16 protein-coding genes, 1 pseudogene and 1 riboswitch are annotated in these 19701 nt (G+C 38.3%); all 17 genes and pseudogenes read left to right on the top strand.

Features of this window, described 5'->3' with window-relative positions; genetic code table 11:
* Nucleotides 1–74: 74 nt before the first annotated feature.
* The 17 genes and pseudogenes from CCC71_RS05980 to CCC71_RS06060 all read left to right on the top strand — a co-directional run bounded on the left by CCC71_RS05980 (nucleotide 75) and on the right by CCC71_RS06060 (nucleotide 19700).
* A protein-coding gene (locus tag CCC71_RS05980; protein ID WP_295245739.1) for an IS3 family transposase occupies nucleotides 75–1516 on the top strand; the annotation gives its coding sequence in 2 pieces (ribosomal slippage) (nucleotides 75–582 and nucleotides 582–1516; 1443 coding nt in all).
* Between the two features lie 91 nt (nucleotides 1517–1607).
* Nucleotides 1608–2864: a PepSY-associated TM helix domain-containing protein gene (locus CCC71_RS05985; protein WP_164726550.1), complete on the top strand. Its 1257-nt coding sequence runs from the start codon at nucleotides 1608–1610 to the stop codon at nucleotides 2862–2864.
* 149 nt (nucleotides 2865–3013) lie between these two features.
* Nucleotides 3014–3508: pseudogene (locus CCC71_RS05990) on the top strand (TonB-dependent receptor plug domain-containing protein); the annotation flags it as partial.
* 165 nt (nucleotides 3509–3673) lie between these two features.
* The gene (locus CCC71_RS05995; protein WP_366375378.1) at nucleotides 3674–5398 is read left to right on the top strand and encodes a TonB-dependent receptor domain-containing protein; all 1725 of its coding nucleotides are present in this window, start codon (nucleotides 3674–3676) and stop codon (nucleotides 5396–5398) included.
* Between the two features lie 79 nt (nucleotides 5399–5477).
* On the top strand, nucleotides 5478–6566 hold the full coding sequence (locus tag CCC71_RS06000; RefSeq protein ID WP_295243829.1) for an ABC transporter substrate-binding protein: 1089 nt from the start codon (nucleotides 5478–5480) through the stop codon (nucleotides 6564–6566).
* The gene (locus CCC71_RS06005) at nucleotides 6541–7593 is read left to right on the top strand and encodes a FecCD family ABC transporter permease (RefSeq protein ID WP_156705761.1); all 1053 of its coding nucleotides are present in this window, start codon (nucleotides 6541–6543) and stop codon (nucleotides 7591–7593) included. The genes CCC71_RS06000 and CCC71_RS06005 overlap by 26 nt, the downstream gene beginning before the upstream one ends.
* 9 nt (nucleotides 7594–7602) lie before the next feature.
* Nucleotides 7603–8370 carry an ABC transporter ATP-binding protein gene (locus tag CCC71_RS06010; protein ID WP_296333242.1) on the top strand — a complete coding sequence of 256 codons (768 nt, stop codon included), beginning with the start codon at nucleotides 7603–7605 and terminating at the stop codon, nucleotides 8368–8370.
* Nucleotides 8371–8483: 113 nt separating this feature from the next.
* A riboswitch (cobalamin riboswitch) is annotated at nucleotides 8484–8654 on the top strand.
* A gap of 131 nt (nucleotides 8655–8785) precedes the next feature.
* On the top strand, nucleotides 8786–9403 hold the full coding sequence (locus CCC71_RS06015) for a MotA/TolQ/ExbB proton channel family protein (RefSeq protein WP_021842485.1): 618 nt from the start codon (nucleotides 8786–8788) through the stop codon (nucleotides 9401–9403).
* Nucleotides 9393–9797 carry an ExbD/TolR family protein gene (locus CCC71_RS06020; protein ID WP_021842484.1) on the top strand — a complete coding sequence of 135 codons (405 nt, stop codon included), beginning with the start codon at nucleotides 9393–9395 and terminating at the stop codon, nucleotides 9795–9797. The genes CCC71_RS06015 and CCC71_RS06020 overlap by 11 nt, the downstream gene beginning before the upstream one ends.
* 11 nt (nucleotides 9798–9808) lie before the next feature.
* Nucleotides 9809–10546: an energy transducer TonB gene (locus CCC71_RS06025; protein WP_296333246.1), complete on the top strand. Its 738-nt coding sequence runs from the start codon at nucleotides 9809–9811 to the stop codon at nucleotides 10544–10546.
* 189 nt (nucleotides 10547–10735) lie between these two features.
* On the top strand, nucleotides 10736–12640 hold the full coding sequence (locus CCC71_RS06030) for a TonB-dependent receptor plug domain-containing protein (RefSeq protein ID WP_296333249.1): 1905 nt from the start codon (nucleotides 10736–10738) through the stop codon (nucleotides 12638–12640).
* 133 nt (nucleotides 12641–12773) lie between these two features.
* Nucleotides 12774–13841 carry a radical SAM/SPASM domain-containing protein gene (locus tag CCC71_RS06035; protein ID WP_296333620.1) on the top strand — a complete coding sequence of 356 codons (1068 nt, stop codon included), beginning with the start codon at nucleotides 12774–12776 and terminating at the stop codon, nucleotides 13839–13841.
* 4 nt (nucleotides 13842–13845) lie between these two features.
* Nucleotides 13846–14832: an ABC transporter substrate-binding protein gene (locus CCC71_RS06040; RefSeq protein WP_296333251.1), complete on the top strand. Its 987-nt coding sequence runs from the start codon at nucleotides 13846–13848 to the stop codon at nucleotides 14830–14832.
* Nucleotides 14833–14874: 42 nt separating this feature from the next.
* On the top strand, nucleotides 14875–15912 hold the full coding sequence (locus CCC71_RS06045; RefSeq protein WP_021842475.1) for a FecCD family ABC transporter permease: 1038 nt from the start codon (nucleotides 14875–14877) through the stop codon (nucleotides 15910–15912).
* Nucleotides 15913–16758, top strand: a complete 846-nt coding sequence (locus tag CCC71_RS06050) for an ABC transporter ATP-binding protein (protein WP_021842474.1) — start codon at nucleotides 15913–15915, stop codon at nucleotides 16756–16758.
* 59 nt (nucleotides 16759–16817) lie between these two features.
* Entirely contained in the window at nucleotides 16818–17744 is a 927-nt protein-coding gene (locus CCC71_RS06055) for an ATP-binding protein (protein WP_156705799.1), read from the top strand.
* 45 nt (nucleotides 17745–17789) lie between these two features.
* Nucleotides 17790–19700, top strand: a complete 1911-nt coding sequence (locus tag CCC71_RS06060) for a VWA domain-containing protein (protein WP_021842472.1) — start codon at nucleotides 17790–17792, stop codon at nucleotides 19698–19700.
* Nucleotide 19701: the final 1 nt, after the last annotated feature.

Genomic DNA, 19701 nt, shown 5'->3' on the forward strand with positions numbered 1-19701 from the left:
CTCAATCTATCATGATTGAACCGCCCCCTTAAAGTTAGACCTAAAAATCTAATTTTAAGGAGGTCGGTTTTTTCATGTCAAAATATAGTTTTAAATTTAAGCTAAAAGTTGTTACAGCATATTTAAATGGAGAAGGCGGTGGCAGAACTCTAGCAAAAAAATATGGAGTCAAATCATATTCTCAGGTCAAAAGATGGATAAAAAATTATCAAGCATTTGGTGTGGAAGGACTTAAAGAAAGAAAATCTAAGACTAAATATACTTCTGAGTTTAAGCAATCTGTGGTAGAGTTGTACTTAACAAGTATCTTATCTTATCAACAAATAGCTTTACAGTACGGAATTAATAATCCAACATTAATTGCTCGATGGAAATCAGAGTATATAAAAGATGGTGTAAATGCCTTTGTTGAACGACCTAAAGGACGGCCACCCACTATGAAGAAATCTGAGACTAAGCAATCCAAGCCTAAGAAACCTATACGTATTAGTCAAAAAGAACTATCTAAATTAACACCTGAGCAACAACGAATTTTAGAACTGGAAAAACAATTGCGCTATGCTCAAATAGAGAATGCCTATTTAAAAGAACTGAGGAGGCTGCGACTCGAGGAAGCTCGAGAAATGAAAAAATCGCAAGAATCATCAACGGCCTCCGAAGAGAGTTCACATTAAAGGAGATTCTTGCGGCATTAAATTTTCCTAAGGCTACTTATATGTATTGGCAAAAGAGGTTCACTCGTGAAGATCCAGATTTAGCAATAAAAATAGAAATTGAAGAGATTCGAAAAACCAATCCCAATTATGGATATAGACGGTTATTACCCTTATTAAAACTTAAAGGGATAGTAATTAATAAAAAGAAACTGCAGCGTATCATTAAAAAGTTTAAACTTCAAATTACTACATATTCTCGCAAAAGCAGAAAATACAACTCCTACAAAGGCAAAAAAGGTACGGTTGCTCCCAATCGAATTCACCGTAAATTTGAATGTATATACCCCCATCAAAAGATCACAACAGATACAACTGAATTCAAGTATTATGAGGTGGGAGCTGATGGAGAATTAATAACAAGAAAATTGTATTTAGATCCATTTATGGACCTATATAATCTTGAAATACTAAGTTTCAGTATTTCACCGGCACCTTCAGCATCTGGTATTTTAATGGCACAAAGAAAAGCTATTAAAATAACAGAGGATGCTAAATATAGACGAACATTTCACTCTGATCAAGGCTGGGCGTATCAAATGAAAGAATATCAAAGGCTCTTAAAGAATAATAATATCTTCCAGAGTATGTCCAGAAAAGGAAATTGCTATGACAATTCGCCTATGGAAAACTTCTTTTCAATTTTGAAGCAAGAAATGTATTATGGAAAAACATTTCATAGCTACAAGGAATTAGAAACAGCACTTACTCAATATATACTCTATTACAATGAAAAACGAATAAAAGAGAAGTTGAATTGGCTAAGTCCGGTAAAGTATCGCTTAAAGAATACAGTAGCATAAAAAATTCCGAGAAACCTATTCAGGCTTCTCGGAAATAAAAGTCTAACTTTTTGGGGTCACTACAGATCGAGGGTCTTTTATGGAGTTTTATATGAAACAATGGTATAAGATTCATAAATACACGGGTTATATAGGGGGCATTGTATTTTTCTTACTATGCTTTTCCGGGTTAGTTATTATGCTTAGAGGCTTTTCTTTCTCAAATATTGAAAAAGAAATGTACTCTGCCCATGAGATTTCCATGTGGAATAATAGCCAAAATCAGATTAATACAATATTGGCCGAACATCCTAATTACACGTTGCGATCTATGGCAATTCGACCGGAGACCTCTTTAATTTCTTTTCGTTTTACCGAAAAGAATAATAAGGAAATTATTCGTTATCATTACTATATTCGAGATGGTCGGTTCATTCCGGCAAATAATCAGATGGTACCACGCCATGTTGATATGGACTATACGGCTGTAATTGTAAGAACCTTAGCCAGATTCCACAGTAATTTTTTATTGGGCGATATGGGTCGTATTTTATTATTGCTGTTTAGTTTGGTTAGCTTAGTAACGTGTTTTGCAGGCTATAAAATTTATAAAAAAATTAATCTTTCGCCGAAACGAGGCACGTATTCGCTACATACATTCCTAGGAATTATAGTCTCGCCTTATTGCATTATTTTATTTATTTCAGGCATTTTGTTGATAGGTCATTCTTATTTTTCACGGGCTTATTATGCTGATAGTGCGGCAGGGGCAGAAGCGTATTTTGCGTCACAGCAAAATACGGAATCTGTTTATACGTATTTGGACATTTTTGACTTAGTAAGGAATAAGTACCCGGATAAAGAGATTTTATCGTTAGATATTCCATCCGGAAAGGATTTGTCCAAGCCGGCTACAAGTACTTATCACCTGCGTTTGATTGATAAGTCTGAATTACAAAATGCATATCAGGGATATTTTGTGGCTGACGATTTGTGGGTGTGGGCTTATAAGAGTTCGGAGTTTATTTCTTACATAACCTCGCCACCATGGTATATGAGTATTTTGGCAGTAGGGGTGGATTTACATTTTAAGAATCATGGGCATCCGGCGTTAGAAATCATATGGCTTATTTATTTAGGCTTGAGTTGTGCTTTATTGCTGTTATTATTCATAAAACCGCTTAGACGTGTACAGATCGTTATGAACAATCGTTATTCGTTTGGTTGGGGAACTTTTATTTTAAACTGTGGTTATTTATTTTTACCTCTATTTGGGCAAATCGGTGTGTATATAGGTATTGTGTGTGGCCTTTTGAGTTTTGTTTTGATAGGGGTAAATATTAAAAATATCATTTATAAGAAAGGATGAAGTTACAAAGTATTTTTGAATTAGGTGGATTAGTTGCTCTTTTGTATTGTGATTAGGTATTTTGGGATTTAGGTGTTTAGGAATTTAGGAGGTTTTTTATGCGTAGACATCAACGCTTGGTAATTATGGTAGCAATGTATCTTATTGGGATGGCAGGAAATTATCATCCGGTTGAGGCCGCTTTCGATGAAAATTTAACTGAGTATAGTTTAGGGACTGTGGTTGTTACAGCGGATCAAACAAAAAACAAATTTGGTGATACGGTAACGGAACAGTCATATTATCGTACCGGCGGTGATGTAAAAGTAATCACTAGTGAAGAAATTGAAAAGCGCCATTATGCTGATTTAACCGAGGCTATTAAACGTGTTCCGGGCGTTACATTTCAGAATCCGGGATACCGTGGCGGTGAATATGGCTATCAATTTTATAATAACGGGGTATCCATTAATGGTGATACGCGTGTAGTTATATTAGTTGACGGTTGACGTGTTGATAATGCTGCCAGTGCGAGAATATCCAGTTCAAGCGCTTCCGGAAGTAAATCTACCGGGGTAAATATAGACCAATTAATTAATATTAATAGTGTGGATAAAATAGAAGTCATCAAAGGTCCGGGAGCCTCTGTATATGGTTCGGACGCTTTAGGCGGTGTTATTAATATTATTACCAAAAAAGGTGGTAATGAAAATCTAGGCACAATTGATGTATCTACCGGGTCTTGGAATCGTCATAATTACTCGTTCTCTTATAGTGGCAGTACCGATGCCGAAAATCCGTTGCGTTACTATGTAGCGGGCATGCGCTCCATGTCACAGGATACAAAATATCGTGATTCCGGAACTGGGGAAACGGCAACGTTAGGTGGCTCTAAATGGCGTGAAGATGGTGTAAATCTCCGCTTAGATAAAGATTTAAACGAAAAACAAAGTATTAAATTCTCTTATACCTATAAAGCAGGTAAGGATGGCTATCCAATTTCAACGCCTAGTCGTAAATACTGGAATTTAAATGATTGGAATCGCATTATTTTTAATGCAGCAGTCGGTCAACTTGGTGAAGGCAATGTACTCGTTGGCAATTCAACATTAGCCGGTGATGTTAAGAATCCCGGATACCACAATTTATATGCATTAGATGGTGCCGGTTATAATTCTTACAGTAAATTTAAACGTAATGACTATGAATTTATGTTTATGTTTGACCGTGATGAAGAAAACGGTCTAGAAAGCTTTGTTCGCCTCTATAATCAAGAATATCGTTATGAAGGTCGAGACTTGTATTATTGGCGTAAACCCGGTGTTACGGCAGCTGATTTAAGAGATGCTTATCGTTTGGCATTTCCGGGCGGTGCATCAGATGAACAGTTGCGTGATTGGATTAGTCAAAACTTAGCGCCATTTCCAGGCAATAAGGAAGCGTTGGATAAATGGGTTGAAGAAACAGGCGGTAAAGCCGGCGAACCGCGTAGTTGGAATGAAGAAAAAAATCGTGGTATTCAATTGCAGTATGCTAAAGCATTCGGTAAGCATGAGATGATTGGCAGTGTTACTTATGATAATGCCAAGAATTATTCTAAACGCATCGAAAGAGATAATTCTCTAACAACCTCACGTGTAGAGCGTAAATCTATTTATGGTTATGTTCAGGATAAAATCCATGTGAATGATAACTTTGATATTACACCGGCATTACGATTTGCTCACTATAGTGATTATAAAAGAGAGTCGGCTAACGGCAGTACCAATATGAAAGGTAACACGAATGCTATTACGCCGGCGTTGAATTTAGAGTATCTTTTTAACGATAACAGTACTTTGTATTTTGGTTGGACTAATATACTCAGACCATTGCGTAGTGGTGACTATACTGCAACCAGTGGTATCTATAAAACTGCACTTGAAAATGAAAAAGGCAACGCTTGGACTGTTGGTTATAGTAAGACCTTTAATGAAAAAACAACCGTAGGGGTTAACTATGATTACACCGATATGTCCAATGCCATCGCCAAACTTCCGATTTATGATGAAGCGAATGATAAATTCACCAGTACGGCAGTAAATGCTAAAGAAGTAAAACAATCTTTTAATATCACCGTAGATCATCAGGTTAATGATAATTTACGAATCGGTTTGGCTTATTCCTATATGAAGGATCGTTGGGATGCTAAAAGCGGTTACACGTTAGATCCATCCTGGGGCTATAATAACTCTACCGATATCAATTTGGGAATTAATAATTTACGACCAAAGAATCATTATACGATGAATGTTTCTTATGAGCGTGGAAAATTATATACCGGGTTATTGGCTAACTGGTATACCGGTGCCAGTCGTACAGCATTTAGCTCCAATAGTTTCTTGATTCTTGATTGGAACTTAAATTATAGCTTTAACGAGGATATTACTGCTTATGTAACTGTCACTAACTTAACCAATAAAGCATACGAAACATCGTATAATGCATGGAATGGTATCGGTAGTTCAGCTATGCCGGCTCGTCAAATTATGGTTGGTACAAGATATACTTTCTAAAGTTTTACGGTAATAGCAGGAATAGTGAAAGTTACTACTCCTGCTATTAGCCGGTGCAATGTGAAATGGAGTTGGTTGTTTGCTACGGTTGCGTACGAAATATACATTGTGCTTACTATTAATTTTCATATGCATTATCAGCAGTGCCTGTAGAACAAACTCACAATCTGAAACTGCATTTGAAAGAGGTATTAATCGAGACAGCATTACGTATGACTCTAAAATAATAGAAGAAGGGTATCCAAGAGAGATTAAGCAATTGATGTCCGATGGAACCGAGCAAACTATTAGATATACTCGAGCTCCGCACAGGATTATAGCGGTTTGGCAAAACTCAATTGAAACATTATTGGCCTTAGGAGTAGGTAAAGATATTATAGCCGCTATAGGTGTTCCAGATGCGGAATATATATCACCTGAATATCGTGAGGCCTATAATCAAATACCTTATAAAAGTATGCAGATGCCTGATAAAGAAAGTGTTTTATATAATGAACCCGACTTTATCTTGGGATGGTATTCGACCTTTGGCAGAAGTGTATTCGGGAATACTGCGTTTTATCAAGATAGGCAAATCGGTACTTATATAGCTCAAAGCTCTTATGGACGTAAGCTTAATAAAAACCATACTTTATCGGAAGAGTACGAGTATATACTTCAGATTGGTGAAATCGTTAATAGAGAAGAGAGAGCCAAACAATTAGTTCAGAGTTTGGAGCAACAGGTTAATCAAGGTCGTGAACTGGGACTTTCACAAGGTAAAAAGCCCCTGGCTCTTATTGTAGAGTTGGAAGGCAAAGACTTGCGCTTATACAATGAAACTACATTAGCCGGTAATATCATTGAACAAGTAGGCGGGGAACTTTTATTGCCACAAGAGGAGCGTACCGGTTATGAGGAACTGATAACTTTGAATCCGGATGTATTATTTGTTGTAATTGTAGAGTCGGAGTATAAGAATGCCGATAAAATAGTTGCTCGTTTATACAATAATCCTGCTTTACAAAGTTTAACCAGTGTCAAAAATCATTCGATTAAAATTTTACCGTTGTATGCCGTTTATTCTCCGGGAATACGGGTTAAAGACGGCATTCAAATTATTGTAGATGGATTGTATCCGGAATTGGCAAAGGAGGGGCCGCATGAAAAATTGGTTACAGGCAACTAAATACACAACGGCCGCTTTAACTTTGGGGATAATACTGGCGTTAGCAATGTTTTTAGCTCTCACCATAGGAAACGTGAGATTACCGAATTCAGTTATTTGGGAGACGTTGGTTAACGGGTGGAATAGTTCATTGCCTATAGAGGCCCCGGGACAAGGGGGAATTCATGATATTGTTTGGTTGTTGCGTTTCCCAAGAATTTTAATGGCGGCTCTAGTCGGTGCCGGCTTAGCCGTTAGCGGTGTAGTCATGCAGGCTATTGTCCGAAATCCTTTAGCGGACCCCTATATTTTAGGAATTTCTTCGGGAGCTTCATTGGGAGCGACCGTGGCTATTTTGTTTGGCCTTTCGTTTACTTTTGGTGATAATTCTGTTGGCATTATGGCTTTTATGGGTGCTTTCGCCATTTCGTTAGGCGTAATATTCATCGCCAATATGGGTGGCCGTGCAAATTCCACTAAATTGTTGTTGGCAGGCTTAGCTTTGAGCGCAGTGTGCTCTTCTTTTACAAGCTTAGTTGTATATTTTGCAAATAATAAAGAGGCTATGCAATCGATAGCATTTTGGATGATGGGAAGCATGGCCGGAGCAACGTGGGGCGTATTAAAAGTATTATCTGTCGTGATGGCTTGCTCTATATTGTTTCTGTGGTTACAAAGTCGAATGCTTAATTTAATGTTGGTTGGCGATGAAGCGGCTATCACTTTGGGTTATGATCTTAACAAATATAGACAGATTCATTTGTTAGTGAGTTCGCTAATTGTCGGATTTGCTGTATATTCAGCCGGTATTATAGGTTTTGTAGGACTTTTAGTGCCGCATGTGGTTCGTTTATTTGTCGGAACCGGTCATATTAAGCTGATTCCTTTTTCGGCATTGGTCGGAGCTATATTCTTGGTTATAGCGGATGCTTTATGTAGGATTTTATTGCCGCATGCAGAATTGCCGATTGGGATTCTTATTTCTGTCATTGGGGCACCGTTCTTTGTATTTTTAATAGTTAAAAGAACCTATTCATTTGGGAATTAAGGTGAAGGTATGGAAATTAGTACTCAAAACATTCAGTTGTCCGTCGGTAAGAAGATTATTTTACGAGGAATTAATATTGAATTATATAATAATGAAATCCTCGGAATTATCGGTCCTAACGGCAGCGGTAAGAGCACCTTTCTCAAGTGTGTGTATCGAACGTTAAAACCGGATGAAGGTAAAATTACGATTGACGGTAAATTAATAGATGAATTATCCTATCGGGATACAGCTTCAAAAATGGCCGTAGTGGCACAACATAACATATATAATTTTGATTTTAAAGTAATTGATATTGTTTTGATGGGGCGTGCTCCCTATAAAAAACTGTTGTCGCGTGATACTAAAGATGATTTTGAATTGGCTAGAGTAGCTTTGGCAAAAGTAGGCCTGCTCGAAAAGGCGGAACAAAGCTTTAATACGTTATCAGGTGGTGAACAACAGCGGACTATTCTAGCGAGAGCATTGGCACAAGATACTGAGTGTCTAATTTTGGATGAGCCCACCAATCATTTGGATATTCGCTATCAATTGGAAATAATGGAGCTTATTCAGAAATTACAGCGTACTACTTTGATGGCAGTTCATGATTTGAATATAGCGGCTAAATTTTGTCATCGTTTGATAGCTCTTAAAGATGGGCATGTGGTAGGTCAAGGAACTCCCAAGGAATTATTGACAGTTGATTTTATAAAAACGCTATATGGTGTTGAATCATCAGTTCATTATTTTGCAGATAATACATATCCTCATGTAGTATTTGAGAGTACTATATAGTATTAAATTATCTTAAAAACTAAATAATGACACTTTTTTATTTAATTTAATTCAAAGAAGATGTGGACAGTTGACAGCTATTATGTAGTTTTATATACTATAATCATATAATTAATAAAGTACATTATATAGGTGTCAGATGACTTAATAGGGAAATCGGTATAAGCCGATGCGGTCCCGCCACTGTCGGAGGAGCAAACCTCACATTGCCACTGGATTTTTCTGGGAAGGCGAGGTAAGCGATGAATCTAAGCCAGGAGAACTGCCTATAGGAGAATCACCGTTTTAACCTACGAGCGATGGGAAGGGGATTAGCGATAATATAAACATTCGTTTTATTATGGACACATCTTCGTAGATGTGTCCTTTTTTTATAGTTTTTGTGAGATGTGTTTATCAAGGAGGATTTAAAATCGTGGAAATTTTAGCATTATTTCATAAGGGTGGCTTAGTTATGTATCCTATTTTACTGGCTTCAATTATAGCCGTAACAATAGGTGTAAATCGTTATTTATGTTACAAGGCGGCATCATCTAATATTGATTTATTAAAAGAACAATTACCGAATTTACTGCGTACTCGTCAATTAGAAGAAGCTAAAGCGCTTTGTGATGAAGCAGGGGGCGTAGCCGGTAATATTGTTAAAACGGCTATTGTTGAGCGTACTGAAGATTTAAAAGCTGCTGATGTGGTAGAAAGTATTGCTACGCACGAAGTGTTCCAATTAAAGAAATATCTGAATTATTTAGAAACTATTGTTACCTTATCGCCGTTATTAGGTCTATTGGGTACTGTTGTCGGTATGATTGGTTCTTTTAGTGTGCTTTCTATCGAATCCGGTGAGCCGTTTGCTATTACCGGCGGTGTCGGTGAAGCCTTGATTGCGACTGCTACAGGTTTATTGGTAGCTATTTTGGCTTTGGTAATTCATACATATTTGGCTCAGCGTGTTAATGTATTGATTGCCGATATTGAGTATGTTGCTTCTTTATATGTAATTAATACGAATGCAGGTGTACGTCATGAAGCTTAAGTCAATGAAAATAGAACATCAACCTAAATTGATGATTATACCTATGATTGATATTATCTTCTTTTTATTGGTATTTTTCATGATGAGTATGTTGACGATGGTTGTTCAAAAGAGTGTTCCTATTCAATTGCCGCAAGCTGCAACATCTAAAGTAAACTTAGATAAAGTATTGCCAATAACGGTAACGGCGGACGGAGCCATTTATTTGGAACAGGAACGAATTCCGGAAGGTCAGTTGAAAGCACGCTTGGAAGCTGAAAAAAGTAAAAATCCGGAGCTGGCCATTATTGTTCGCGGTGATGCGGGTGTTAATTATGGACGTGTAGTAAGTGTTATTGATACAGCTAAAAAATCAGGGATTCAAAAAGTATCTATAGCCGCTGAAGAAAGATAGGAGAGAATTCAATGAATAGTCGAAATATGTGGACTAAGCCTTGGGTCGCCTCACTCATTTTTCATGCCGTTGTATTAACCGTTATTCCTTTTTTGCCATGGCCGGCCATCCCTAAAGCGGATGATATGTCATCGATTATTGAGGTGGATTATGTAGAAATTAAACATCCTAATCCTAAGGGCAATCCTAATAGCGGTGGCGACGGTGGTGATGGTAGTGGAAATTTTGGAGCTAATTTACCGGCAGTAACGCCTATGACGGCGTTGCCTGAATATTCTGAGCCATTAACCAGTAATAATGAAAATAGTATTGTTACTAAACAGCAGGAAACAATCCAACAAGGCGTAGTAAGTGCAGGCTTGGATTCAGCTCTTAATAGTGGTGGCAGTGGTTCCGGCAGCGGTGGTCTTGCCGGTTTCGGTACCGGTACAGAAACCGGCATTCAGGGGGATCCTAACGGTACGGAGGTTGATACTACTTTTTATAGGCCGGTACCGACATATACGCCCAAACCAAAATATCCAAGATCGGCTCGCAATCAAAATGTGCGTGGCAGTGTTGGCGTTGGTTTAACTATAGGCCTTGACGGAAGTGTTGAGTCTGTTTGGATAAATGATTCATCAGGTAGTGATACCCTGGATCAGGCTGCCTTGGATGCAGTAAGTAGTTGGCGATTTGAACCGGCCAGAAGAGGTAATGAACCAATCTGTACGACTACAAGTGTTAATGTAGAATTCCAGTTGCGATAAAAATTAGGGAATTTCTTGCAACTCGAATATATTTTTATGTGTTTAAAAATAAAACTAAGCACATTAGGTATTTTTAATTTTGTACTGGTGTTAAGAGGTTATTATGACAAAAAAGAGTGTGTTGAACAAATCTGTGTTAAAAAAGCTGTGTTAAAAAAGCTGGTTTTATTAAGTGTTGTGTCAAATTGTTTGTATACGGGAATTGCTTTAGCGGCTGAAGAGACCTCGGATTCATATACATTAGATCCGATTGTAGTTACAGCTCAACGTACAGAAACGAGAGATTTGGAAACTCCGGCGGCAACAACTGTATTAACTAAAGAAGATATTAAAAATACAGGTGCTAAGACTGTATTTGACGCTATATCGTTTACAACGGGGATTACGAATTTTTCCTATGGGGCTGGCGGTCTTGATTACGGTTCCATGGATAGCCGTGTAAATATTCGTGGTTTAGAACGTGGTGCTCTTATTTTGATTAATGGTGCTCCTATTAATTTGAATGGTAAAAATAGCTTAAGTGGTATATTACCGGAAAATGTCGAAAGAATTGAAATTGTAAAAGGCGCGTCTTCTACGTTATATGGTGCTGAAGCACTAGGCGGGGTTATTAACATTATTACCTCGACGCCGGAAAAAGAATATGTAAAAGCCAAAGTTGGGTTAGGCAATTTAGGCTATAAACAGTATTTGGTTTCTGCCGGCAATAAAGATTTTAATATCGCTGTAGGTAAAGAGTTTTTCGGTGCTATTGATAGAACGAGTCCGAATCGTAAGGATTTAGACGGCAAGCGTAAATATGAATATTATAATGAACGCGGTAAAGGTGATTTATTTAATATTGCCTTAAATGCTAAGTTAAGTGAACGTTTGGATTTAAGTTATATGCGTAGTGAATCCAACTCCACTTATGGTCAAATTGTAGTACCGGGAACGTTAACTAAAGCAAAAGCGACAGAGGCATCAGAAAGTAAGCGTTATCATTATGACGATAAAAAGAATAATTTTTCATTGACTTATGACTATGATAATACTAAAGCCGTAGCTTTTTACACCGATCGTGATTTGTATGGTGAAAGTAAAAACTTGGCTACTAATAAGTGGAGTGAAAATGCCAGTAATTATTTAGCTCGTAAATATGGTATTGATGTTCAACATGAATGGAGTTTACGAGATAATAAAGATTCTTTCATTGGTGGTTTATTGGTAAGCCGAGATACCTATAAAGGCACAGCAGCGGCTACATCCAATGTAAGAGCTGGTCGTAATAATATGGCATTGTATGGTAGCTATTCTTATGAAATTAATCCTAAATTGACGACAATTTTAGGCGCTCGTTTCCAAAAAATCTCCGATCCGGTAAATGACCAGAATGTATTTATGCCACAATGGCAGATGCTGTATAAATTGGATGAACAGTCATCCATTTATTCGAATGTTGGTAAAGCCTTTACGATGCCAAACTTATCGGATACTTTTAAATATGTAAATGGCGGTTATCAGGCGATTAGCGGTCCGAATTTAAAACCGGAAGAAGGCTGGAACTATGAAGTTGGTTATAAACATGTAACTGAAAAAGACTCCTGGAAAGTGGCTTTATTCTACATGGACTTTAAAAACTTCTTTGATTGGGCTCCGGATCCTGAAACCGGTAAGAATACCGTTCGAATTAATGGCGGTAAATTCCAAAATGTCGGTATTGAATTAGATTACAAACGCTTATTGACAGATAAAGTAACATTGTCTTTGGGGACAACGTATTCTAATCCTAAAAAACGGGATATTGGCGTATCAACTTGGAATCAGGCGTATCCAAAACTTCAATTTAATGCGGGAGTAAATTATACTGACAATAAATTGGATGCCGGTATTGCGTTAAATTGGTTAACTAAACGTTTGCAAAACCGTGATGGGGGAACTAATCCGGATTTAATTAATTTGAATGCATATGTTTCCTATGCCTTCGGCGAAAATGATTCCGTACAAATTAATCTTAATAATATTTTAGACAGACATAATGTAATTACTAATGGCGATTGGGAATATTGGGATAATCCATTTAACTACACTGTTAGTTATGCACACACATTCTAGTGGCAGATTATAAAGGAGTGAATTTTATTTTTAATTTGCTTCTTGATATTTAGTATTTAAAAATTAAGCAAACTGATAATCACCGTCGGTATTTTGAATTTAGTAGGTAAAGGTAATGAGCTATATGGCATGCATGAATTGTAATGCGGATAATACAATACAGTCTAAATCAGTTCAGTTACTGATTTTGGCTTTAACAGGCCAATGTAATTTGAAGTGTTCCTATTGCTATGCAGCCAATCAGACTCAACAGCCTATGACGTGGAATACAGCAAAGCAAGCATTGCAGTATATAACTGAGTATTCGGGTACGCCTACCATTCAATTTACCGGCGGTGAACCTTTATTGGCGTGGGAGTTGCTAGTTAAATGTGTTGAATGGTTAGAACGTCATAAAATCAAGGCAAAATTGCAGATACAGACGAATGCGACGCTGTTAGATGACCGAAAAATAGAATTTATAAAGAAACATCAAATTGCTATAGGGGTTAGCTTGGATGGTTTTGCCGATAGCAATGCTGTGAACAGACCCTATATGGATTTTGGTGATTCAACAATGAATACAATTAAAAGTATTCAACTTTTAAGTAGTGCCGGTATTGAAATAGGTATTACGACAGTAGTTAATGCAGTTACTGTGGATAAATTGGACAAGGTTATAGATTTGGCCTATTATTTGGGAAATGTGCGGCAAGTCGGATTTAATCTGGTGCGTCCGCAAGGTCGGGGAAAAGAAGAACCACTTATTACCGAACAAATATTGGAGGCCGGTGTTCATAAAATGTTAAATCGGCTGGAATATTGGCAAAATATAACGCATCGTTCACTTATAATAGCTCAAATTGATAAAGTTAATAAATTACAAAAGGGATATACTCCTTTTTCACATTGCTATGCACTTCATAAGGCCGGTATGTATGTAAGTCCGGATGGTATGATGTATGCTTGTGCTTCTTTGGCAGGGCGAGAAGAATATTGTCTTGGCCATGTTACTACCGGGGGAGATAGTCAAAAGGAAAGTGTGTTATTGACTCATTTAGAGCCGGTTGTTGATATGTGTACGCAGTGTAATTTTATTAATTACTGTGGTGGTGCCTGTTATAGTCGAGTTCAATTAGGTCAGACTATAAATCCTTTAGAATGTACTATGAAAAAAATCTTTATTAAATATTATCAAAATAAACATACGATGAGGGCATAATTTTATGGCTTTTTGGAAAATATATCGAAAGATAATTATTGCCGGTTTACTTGCCATACTATGCTTAATCAGCTTATCCGGGTGTAGCGTTCATCCGGTTATAGATTCTACATCCGAGAAATATACCAAAACGGTTGAAAGTGCTGATGGTGTAATTGTAAAAATTCCTGATTATCCAAAGCGTATTGTAACGCTGACATCGGCTTATGATACAGTTTTATTAGGTCTTATTGATACGTCCCGAATAGCTGCTATCAGCTCGCTGGTAAAATATGAAGGGTATTCTATGGAATGGGAAAAGGCTAAGCAAGTAAAAACACAGTTGTATAGTTATCCTTTTGAAAAGATTGTAAAGCTAAAACCGGATTTGGTATTGGCACCGGAATATACATCTAAAGATGTAATTGACGGCTTACGCGGAATGGGGATTCCCACTGTAGTCGTCGATTCCGGAAAAACGGTAGAAAGTACTATTAAAAATATAGAAACAATGGCATATCTTGTGGGAGAGCCTGAGAAAGGGGCTTATTACAGTCGTAAAATTAGAACTGAGATTGATTGGCTACAGAATCAAGTAAATAAAATACCTGAGGATAAACGACGGAGTGTACTTTTTGTTTCATCCATGGACGGATATACCGGAACGGGAAGTTTCTTCGATGATATGAGTCGCTATATGGGTATTTATAATGCTCCTTCTTATCGAGGTTATCCACCGCGAATATCATTTACCGATGAGCGAGTTATTGATATGAATCCCGATTACTTACTGATACCGGCTTATCAAACTATGGATAAAGGTTTGGAAGAAAGGTTTTTACATACACCGGCTTTTCAGTCGATGAAGGCTATGCGCAATAATCATGTAATGCCTGTTCGGGCCGCGTATCTGTATACGAGTAATCAGCATATCGGTGAAGCGATGATTGAAATAGTGAAAATCGTTTATCCTGAGTATATTCAAGCGGATTCGATTCCAAAAAAATTTTAGTTATTAAAGGATGTAATTTGAATAATTAATTTGGTGAGCGGTATGGAAAGAAAAAAGAAACAAGTTATCAGTATTTTAATATTGATAGTACTTCTGTTAGGGATAATTATTATAGCTCTTCATTTGGGTACCATTAAGGTGCCCGTGTTGGGCGGTTTGCAGAGTATTTGGCAAGGTTTGGGGATACCTGTAACGGTAACCAATCCATTAGAGCCGGAGCAGGAAGCGGTGCTGTGGTACATTCGCATGCCACGTATTTTAATAGGGCTTATGGTTGGAGCCTCTTTAGCATTGGCCGGTGCCGTTATGCAGGGAATTTTCTCTAATCCCTTGGCTGATCCGGGGATTATGGGTGTTTCGGCAGGGGCCTCACTAGGTGCTGTTATTGCTATTTCCTTAGGGCTCACTTCAATGGGGATGTTCTATATGCCGATGTTTGCCTTTGTTGGTGCGTTTATGGCTGTTAGTATTACTATTTTATTAACTATGCGAGGCGGTCGCGTGGAGACCGCTACATTATTATTGGCCGGTGTTGCCATTAGTATGTTGTTGGGGGCTTTTACATCCGGTATTTTGACACTGATGAATGAATATCGGTTGCGTGAATTTTTGTTTTGGATGGTAGGCGGTCTCGATTTCAGACGTTGGGAACATGTTTTTCTCGCTATTGGACCGTTTCTTATTGGGACGACAATTCTAATTACATTGGGACGTCAATTGAATGTGTTGGTATTAGGTGATACGGAAGCAAAGGCATTGGGCGTTCCGGTTATGCTATATCGGTTAATTTTCTTGTTTTTAGCATCATTTATTACAGCTACCGCGGTATGTGTTAGTGGTGCTATCGGTTTTGTAGGGCTTATTATTCCTCATATTGTTCGAATTTTAGTAGGGCCCGATCATCGTGTATTGTTGCCGGTTTCAGCTTTAGCAGGGGCACTTTTTCTCATATTTTGTGATACGCTCGGCCGTGTATTGGCGGCTCCTAGCGAAATTAGGGTAGGCATTATGACAGCTTTGTTAGGGGCTCCGTATTTCTTGTATCTGTTACGTCGTGTTCGTCAAAAAGGAGGCATTTAAATGGAATTAAGTGTAGAACATCTAAGTGTGTCCTTGAGTAATCAACAGATTTTACATGATATCTCTTTAAAAGCTGAAAGTGGTGAGTTTATCGGTATTATAGGGCCTAATGGTTCGGGTAAAACAACTTTTTTAAAAGCGCTACGCGGTTTATATCCTTTTACGGACGGCTCGGTTATATTAAATGGTGCTTCGATACCCCATCAAAGTGATAAACAAATTGCCCGACAAGTTGCTTACATGCAACAGAGTGTAAATTTGAATTTTGGCTATACAGCTAAGGAAATTGTTATGACCGCACGCTATCCATTTTTAAAGTGGTGGCAAAACGAGTCCGCCAATGATGAAAATGTTGTTGAAGCTGTTATGAAAAACGTTGGTATTTGGCACTTAAGGGATCGTGCAGTGAATGAATTGAGTGGCGGCGAGCGGCAGCGTGTATTTTTGGCAAAGGCGTTAGCACAGGAAACCGAGCTGTTATTACTCGATGAACCAACCGCAGCTTTGGACTTAGTATATGCTGATGAGATTTTCAGGCAGGGGCGCCAATATTGTGAATCAGGTAAAACTATTTTTATTGTTGTTCATGATTTAGAGTTGGCTGCTAAATTTTGTACGCGACTTTTATTGATTTCAGAAGGTCACTTAGTGGCGGATGGGCTGCCTAAAGAGGTATTGACGGCTAAAAATTTGAAAAAAGCTTTTCATCTGTCTGCAGCTGTGTATGAAGATCCATATTTTACACAGCAACGTATTTTTGTGTTCCCGAATGATGCAACTGATATTGAACCGTATCGTCGTGGAAATACATTGCCGCCTGATATGACGGTAGAGTTAAATGAATAGTAGGAGTCGATAACATGAGTGATATTAATGTAATAGAGCAGGGAGCACAATTTAAACAAATTCTATATCCTTTTTCGGCAATTGTAGGGCAGACGGACATGAAACGTGCTTTGATTTTAAATGCTATTTCACCGGCTATCGGCGGTGTTTTGATAAAAGGGGAAAAAGGAACGGCTAAATCAACAGCTGTACGTGCATTAGCGGCTATTCTGCCACCGTTAGAAACTGATGGGGCCGAGTCGATGCAAGTTGTGGAATTACCGATTAATGCTACCGAAGATCGCGTGGTAGGAACAATAGATTTGGAGTATGCCTTAACTGAAGGAAAGAAAAAATTTGAGCCCGGTATATTGGCGAAAGCTCACAATAATATTTTGTATGTAGATGAGATAAATTTGTTGGACGATCATGTGGTGGATGTTCTTTTGGACGCAGCTGCTATGGGGGTCAATACGGTTGAACGAGAAGGTATTAGCTACTCTCATCCGGCGAAATTTATATTAGTAGGCACTATGAATCCCGAAGAAGGTGATATTCGCCCACAATTATTGGATCGTTTTGGTTTATCGGTAGATGTTAAAGGTGAGCGTGAACCCGAATTACGTATGGAAGTTGTAAAACGACGTTTGGCTTTTGAAAGCGATAAAGTTACTTTTGCGGCATCGTACAAAGAAAGCGATCGAGAATTGGCTGAAACTGTTGTTAAAGCTCGATCTCTATTATCGCAAGTTAGTGTTACAGATACGGTATTACGCAAGATTGCCGCTTTATCAATTCGTCTTAATGTTGACGGACATCGTCCGGATATTACGATGCTTCATACGGCCAAAGCGTTGGCTGCATATAATGAGCGAACCGAGATTAATAATGATGACTTGAAAGTGGCGGCACAATTGGTATTGCCGCATCGTATGCGCCGCCGTCCGTTTGAAGAGCAGGGCTTTGATTGGAGTAGTGTTACTGATATTTTGGATTCAGAAGATTAATTTTTTAGTGTGCAAAAGCGCTTAAACAGTGTATAGGTGGGCATTATGGCAGCGACTGTAGAGAGAGCTTTAGCTATGGCTCTTATACAACCAAAAATAAATAGTCTTATAATTTCAGGTCCGACCGGTGTAGGTAAGAGTTATCGTGCCCGTAAATTGTTACAACAATGGAACATTCCGTATCGCACAATTCCTGTGCATATTCAAGCGGAGTCGTTGACCGACCATATAGATTTGGAACAAACTATTCGAGTCGGGCACTATGTAGCCGGCAAAGGTTTGTTTAATCAATCTGTAAAGGTGTTTTTTATCGATGACTTTCATTTGATTCGTGAATCTTTACGGCACTTGCTATTACAACGTATTCGAGAGATGGGTGGTACCTTAATCGGTACCGTTAATACAGCAGAAGGGAGTTTAACTATTTCTGAGTGGGAAACTATAGATCTACATGTAGCGATGGAAAACCCTGGTGAAGCAAAACGGTTGGCTGTATTGCGAGATATCTTAAATTCCGAATATACTGAGTCGATGATGTCGGTAGCGGATTTCAGAAATGCTGAAACCTTGATATCGGAGATAGTGCCGTCCGAGGCTATATTGCAACTCTGTATCAGCTATATAGTAAAATCCGGTGCGGTAGGCAATACCAATGAATTTTTACTGGCGGTTGCGGCAGCGGCATTGGCTGGGCTAGATCAAAAGTCATATATTTTACCGAAACACGTAGAGGAAGCTACTTTATATGTATTGCCTCATCGTATGCGGCAACAAACTGAAGTGGGAAATAGTCAAAATCAGTCACTCGATAGAGATAATAATCAATCAGAAAATAATCATGATAATGGTACGGTCAGTGAGGAGGAAAATACTCCGGATAATAATTCGCAAGAACCGGAGCAAAATAACGATAACGAAGATATTCAGAATACTGAATTAGAGGGTGACAATGAAAATGATGTTAGCCAAGATAATCAGTCACAGTCTGATCTTAGTGACGATTTAGATAGTTTAAATGAATCCTCTGAGAACGAAAGTCAAAATGATTTGGACAATCAGGATGATAGCCTTGAAAACGATGGTGTAAATAATATATGGCCGGAATTAATAGCGGCCATGAATCAAAACTTAATGGGCTTGCGTTTAGATGACAATAAAACAATGGATCGTAAGGCACGAAAAGGTTCAGGCAAGCGCTTACGTACTAAAGCCGGAGATTGCGGCGGTCATTATGTAAGAGCTATCCAATATCCGGAACCGTTAAAAGATTTAGCTTTGGATGCGACTATACGAGCGGCTGCACCGTATCAAAAAATACGGCATTCGGAGTTACAAAATAACAGTTCGTTAGCCATTCAAATCAAGGCACCGGATTATCGACGTAAAGAGCGTGAAAAACAAGTCGGTGGTCATTATCTATTTGTTGTGGATGCCAGTGGTTCTATGGCGGCTCGCAAACGTATGGAGGCCGTGAAAGGTGCTATTTTCAGTTTATTACAGGATGCCTATGAGAAACGTGATAAAGTAGGTCTTATCGTATTTCGCAAGGAGAAAGCGGAATTGGTATTACCTTTTACCGGCAGTATTGAGTTGGCAAGACGTCTATTAGAACATTTACCTACCGGTGGTAAAACACCGCTTGCAGGGGCTTTGGAATTGGCTTATAGAACTTGTGAGCAGGTTTTACGACGTTCACCAACCGAAAAAATAGACGTTTTTATTGTTACGGATGGTCGGGCAACCTATGGTGAAACCGATAATCCGGTAAACGAAGCTTTAGCTTGGGGGAAAGCTTTTATTGATTTACCGGTGGGGATTTTGATATTAGATACAGAGCAAGATTTTATCCGCCTTGGAATTGCGAAAGAACTGATGCAGGCTATGCGTGGAACTTATTATTCGATTGATACCATAACAGCTGATACTGTATTGCAAGTGGTGAAAGGAAGCCGCTAAA

Source organism: Veillonella sp. LMAG:90 (assembly GCF_008679445.1).
Lineage (GTDB): Bacteria > Bacillota > Negativicutes > Veillonellales > Veillonellaceae > Veillonella_A.

Coding starts and splice junctions, on each gene's coding strand:
- CCC71_RS05985 (WP_164726550.1), top strand. CDS start 1,608: ATGAAACAATGGTATAAGATTCATAAATACACGGGTTATATAGGGGGC.
- CCC71_RS05995 (WP_366375378.1), top strand. CDS start 3,674: ATGTCACAGGATACAAAATATCGTGATTCCGGAACTGGGGAAACGGCA.
- CCC71_RS06005 (WP_156705761.1), top strand. CDS start 6,541: ATGAAAAATTGGTTACAGGCAACTAAATACACAACGGCCGCTTTAACT.
- CCC71_RS06010 (WP_296333242.1), top strand. CDS start 7,603: ATGGAAATTAGTACTCAAAACATTCAGTTGTCCGTCGGTAAGAAGATT.
- CCC71_RS06020 (WP_021842484.1), top strand. CDS start 9,393: ATGAAGCTTAAGTCAATGAAAATAGAACATCAACCTAAATTGATGATT.
- CCC71_RS06025 (WP_296333246.1), top strand. CDS start 9,809: ATGAATAGTCGAAATATGTGGACTAAGCCTTGGGTCGCCTCACTCATT.
- CCC71_RS06035 (WP_296333620.1), top strand. CDS start 12,774: ATGAATTGTAATGCGGATAATACAATACAGTCTAAATCAGTTCAGTTA.
- CCC71_RS06040 (WP_296333251.1), top strand. CDS start 13,846: ATGGCTTTTTGGAAAATATATCGAAAGATAATTATTGCCGGTTTACTT.
- CCC71_RS06045 (WP_021842475.1), top strand. CDS start 14,875: ATGGAAAGAAAAAAGAAACAAGTTATCAGTATTTTAATATTGATAGTA.
- CCC71_RS06050 (WP_021842474.1), top strand. CDS start 15,913: ATGGAATTAAGTGTAGAACATCTAAGTGTGTCCTTGAGTAATCAACAG.
- CCC71_RS06060 (WP_021842472.1), top strand. CDS start 17,790: ATGGCAGCGACTGTAGAGAGAGCTTTAGCTATGGCTCTTATACAACCA.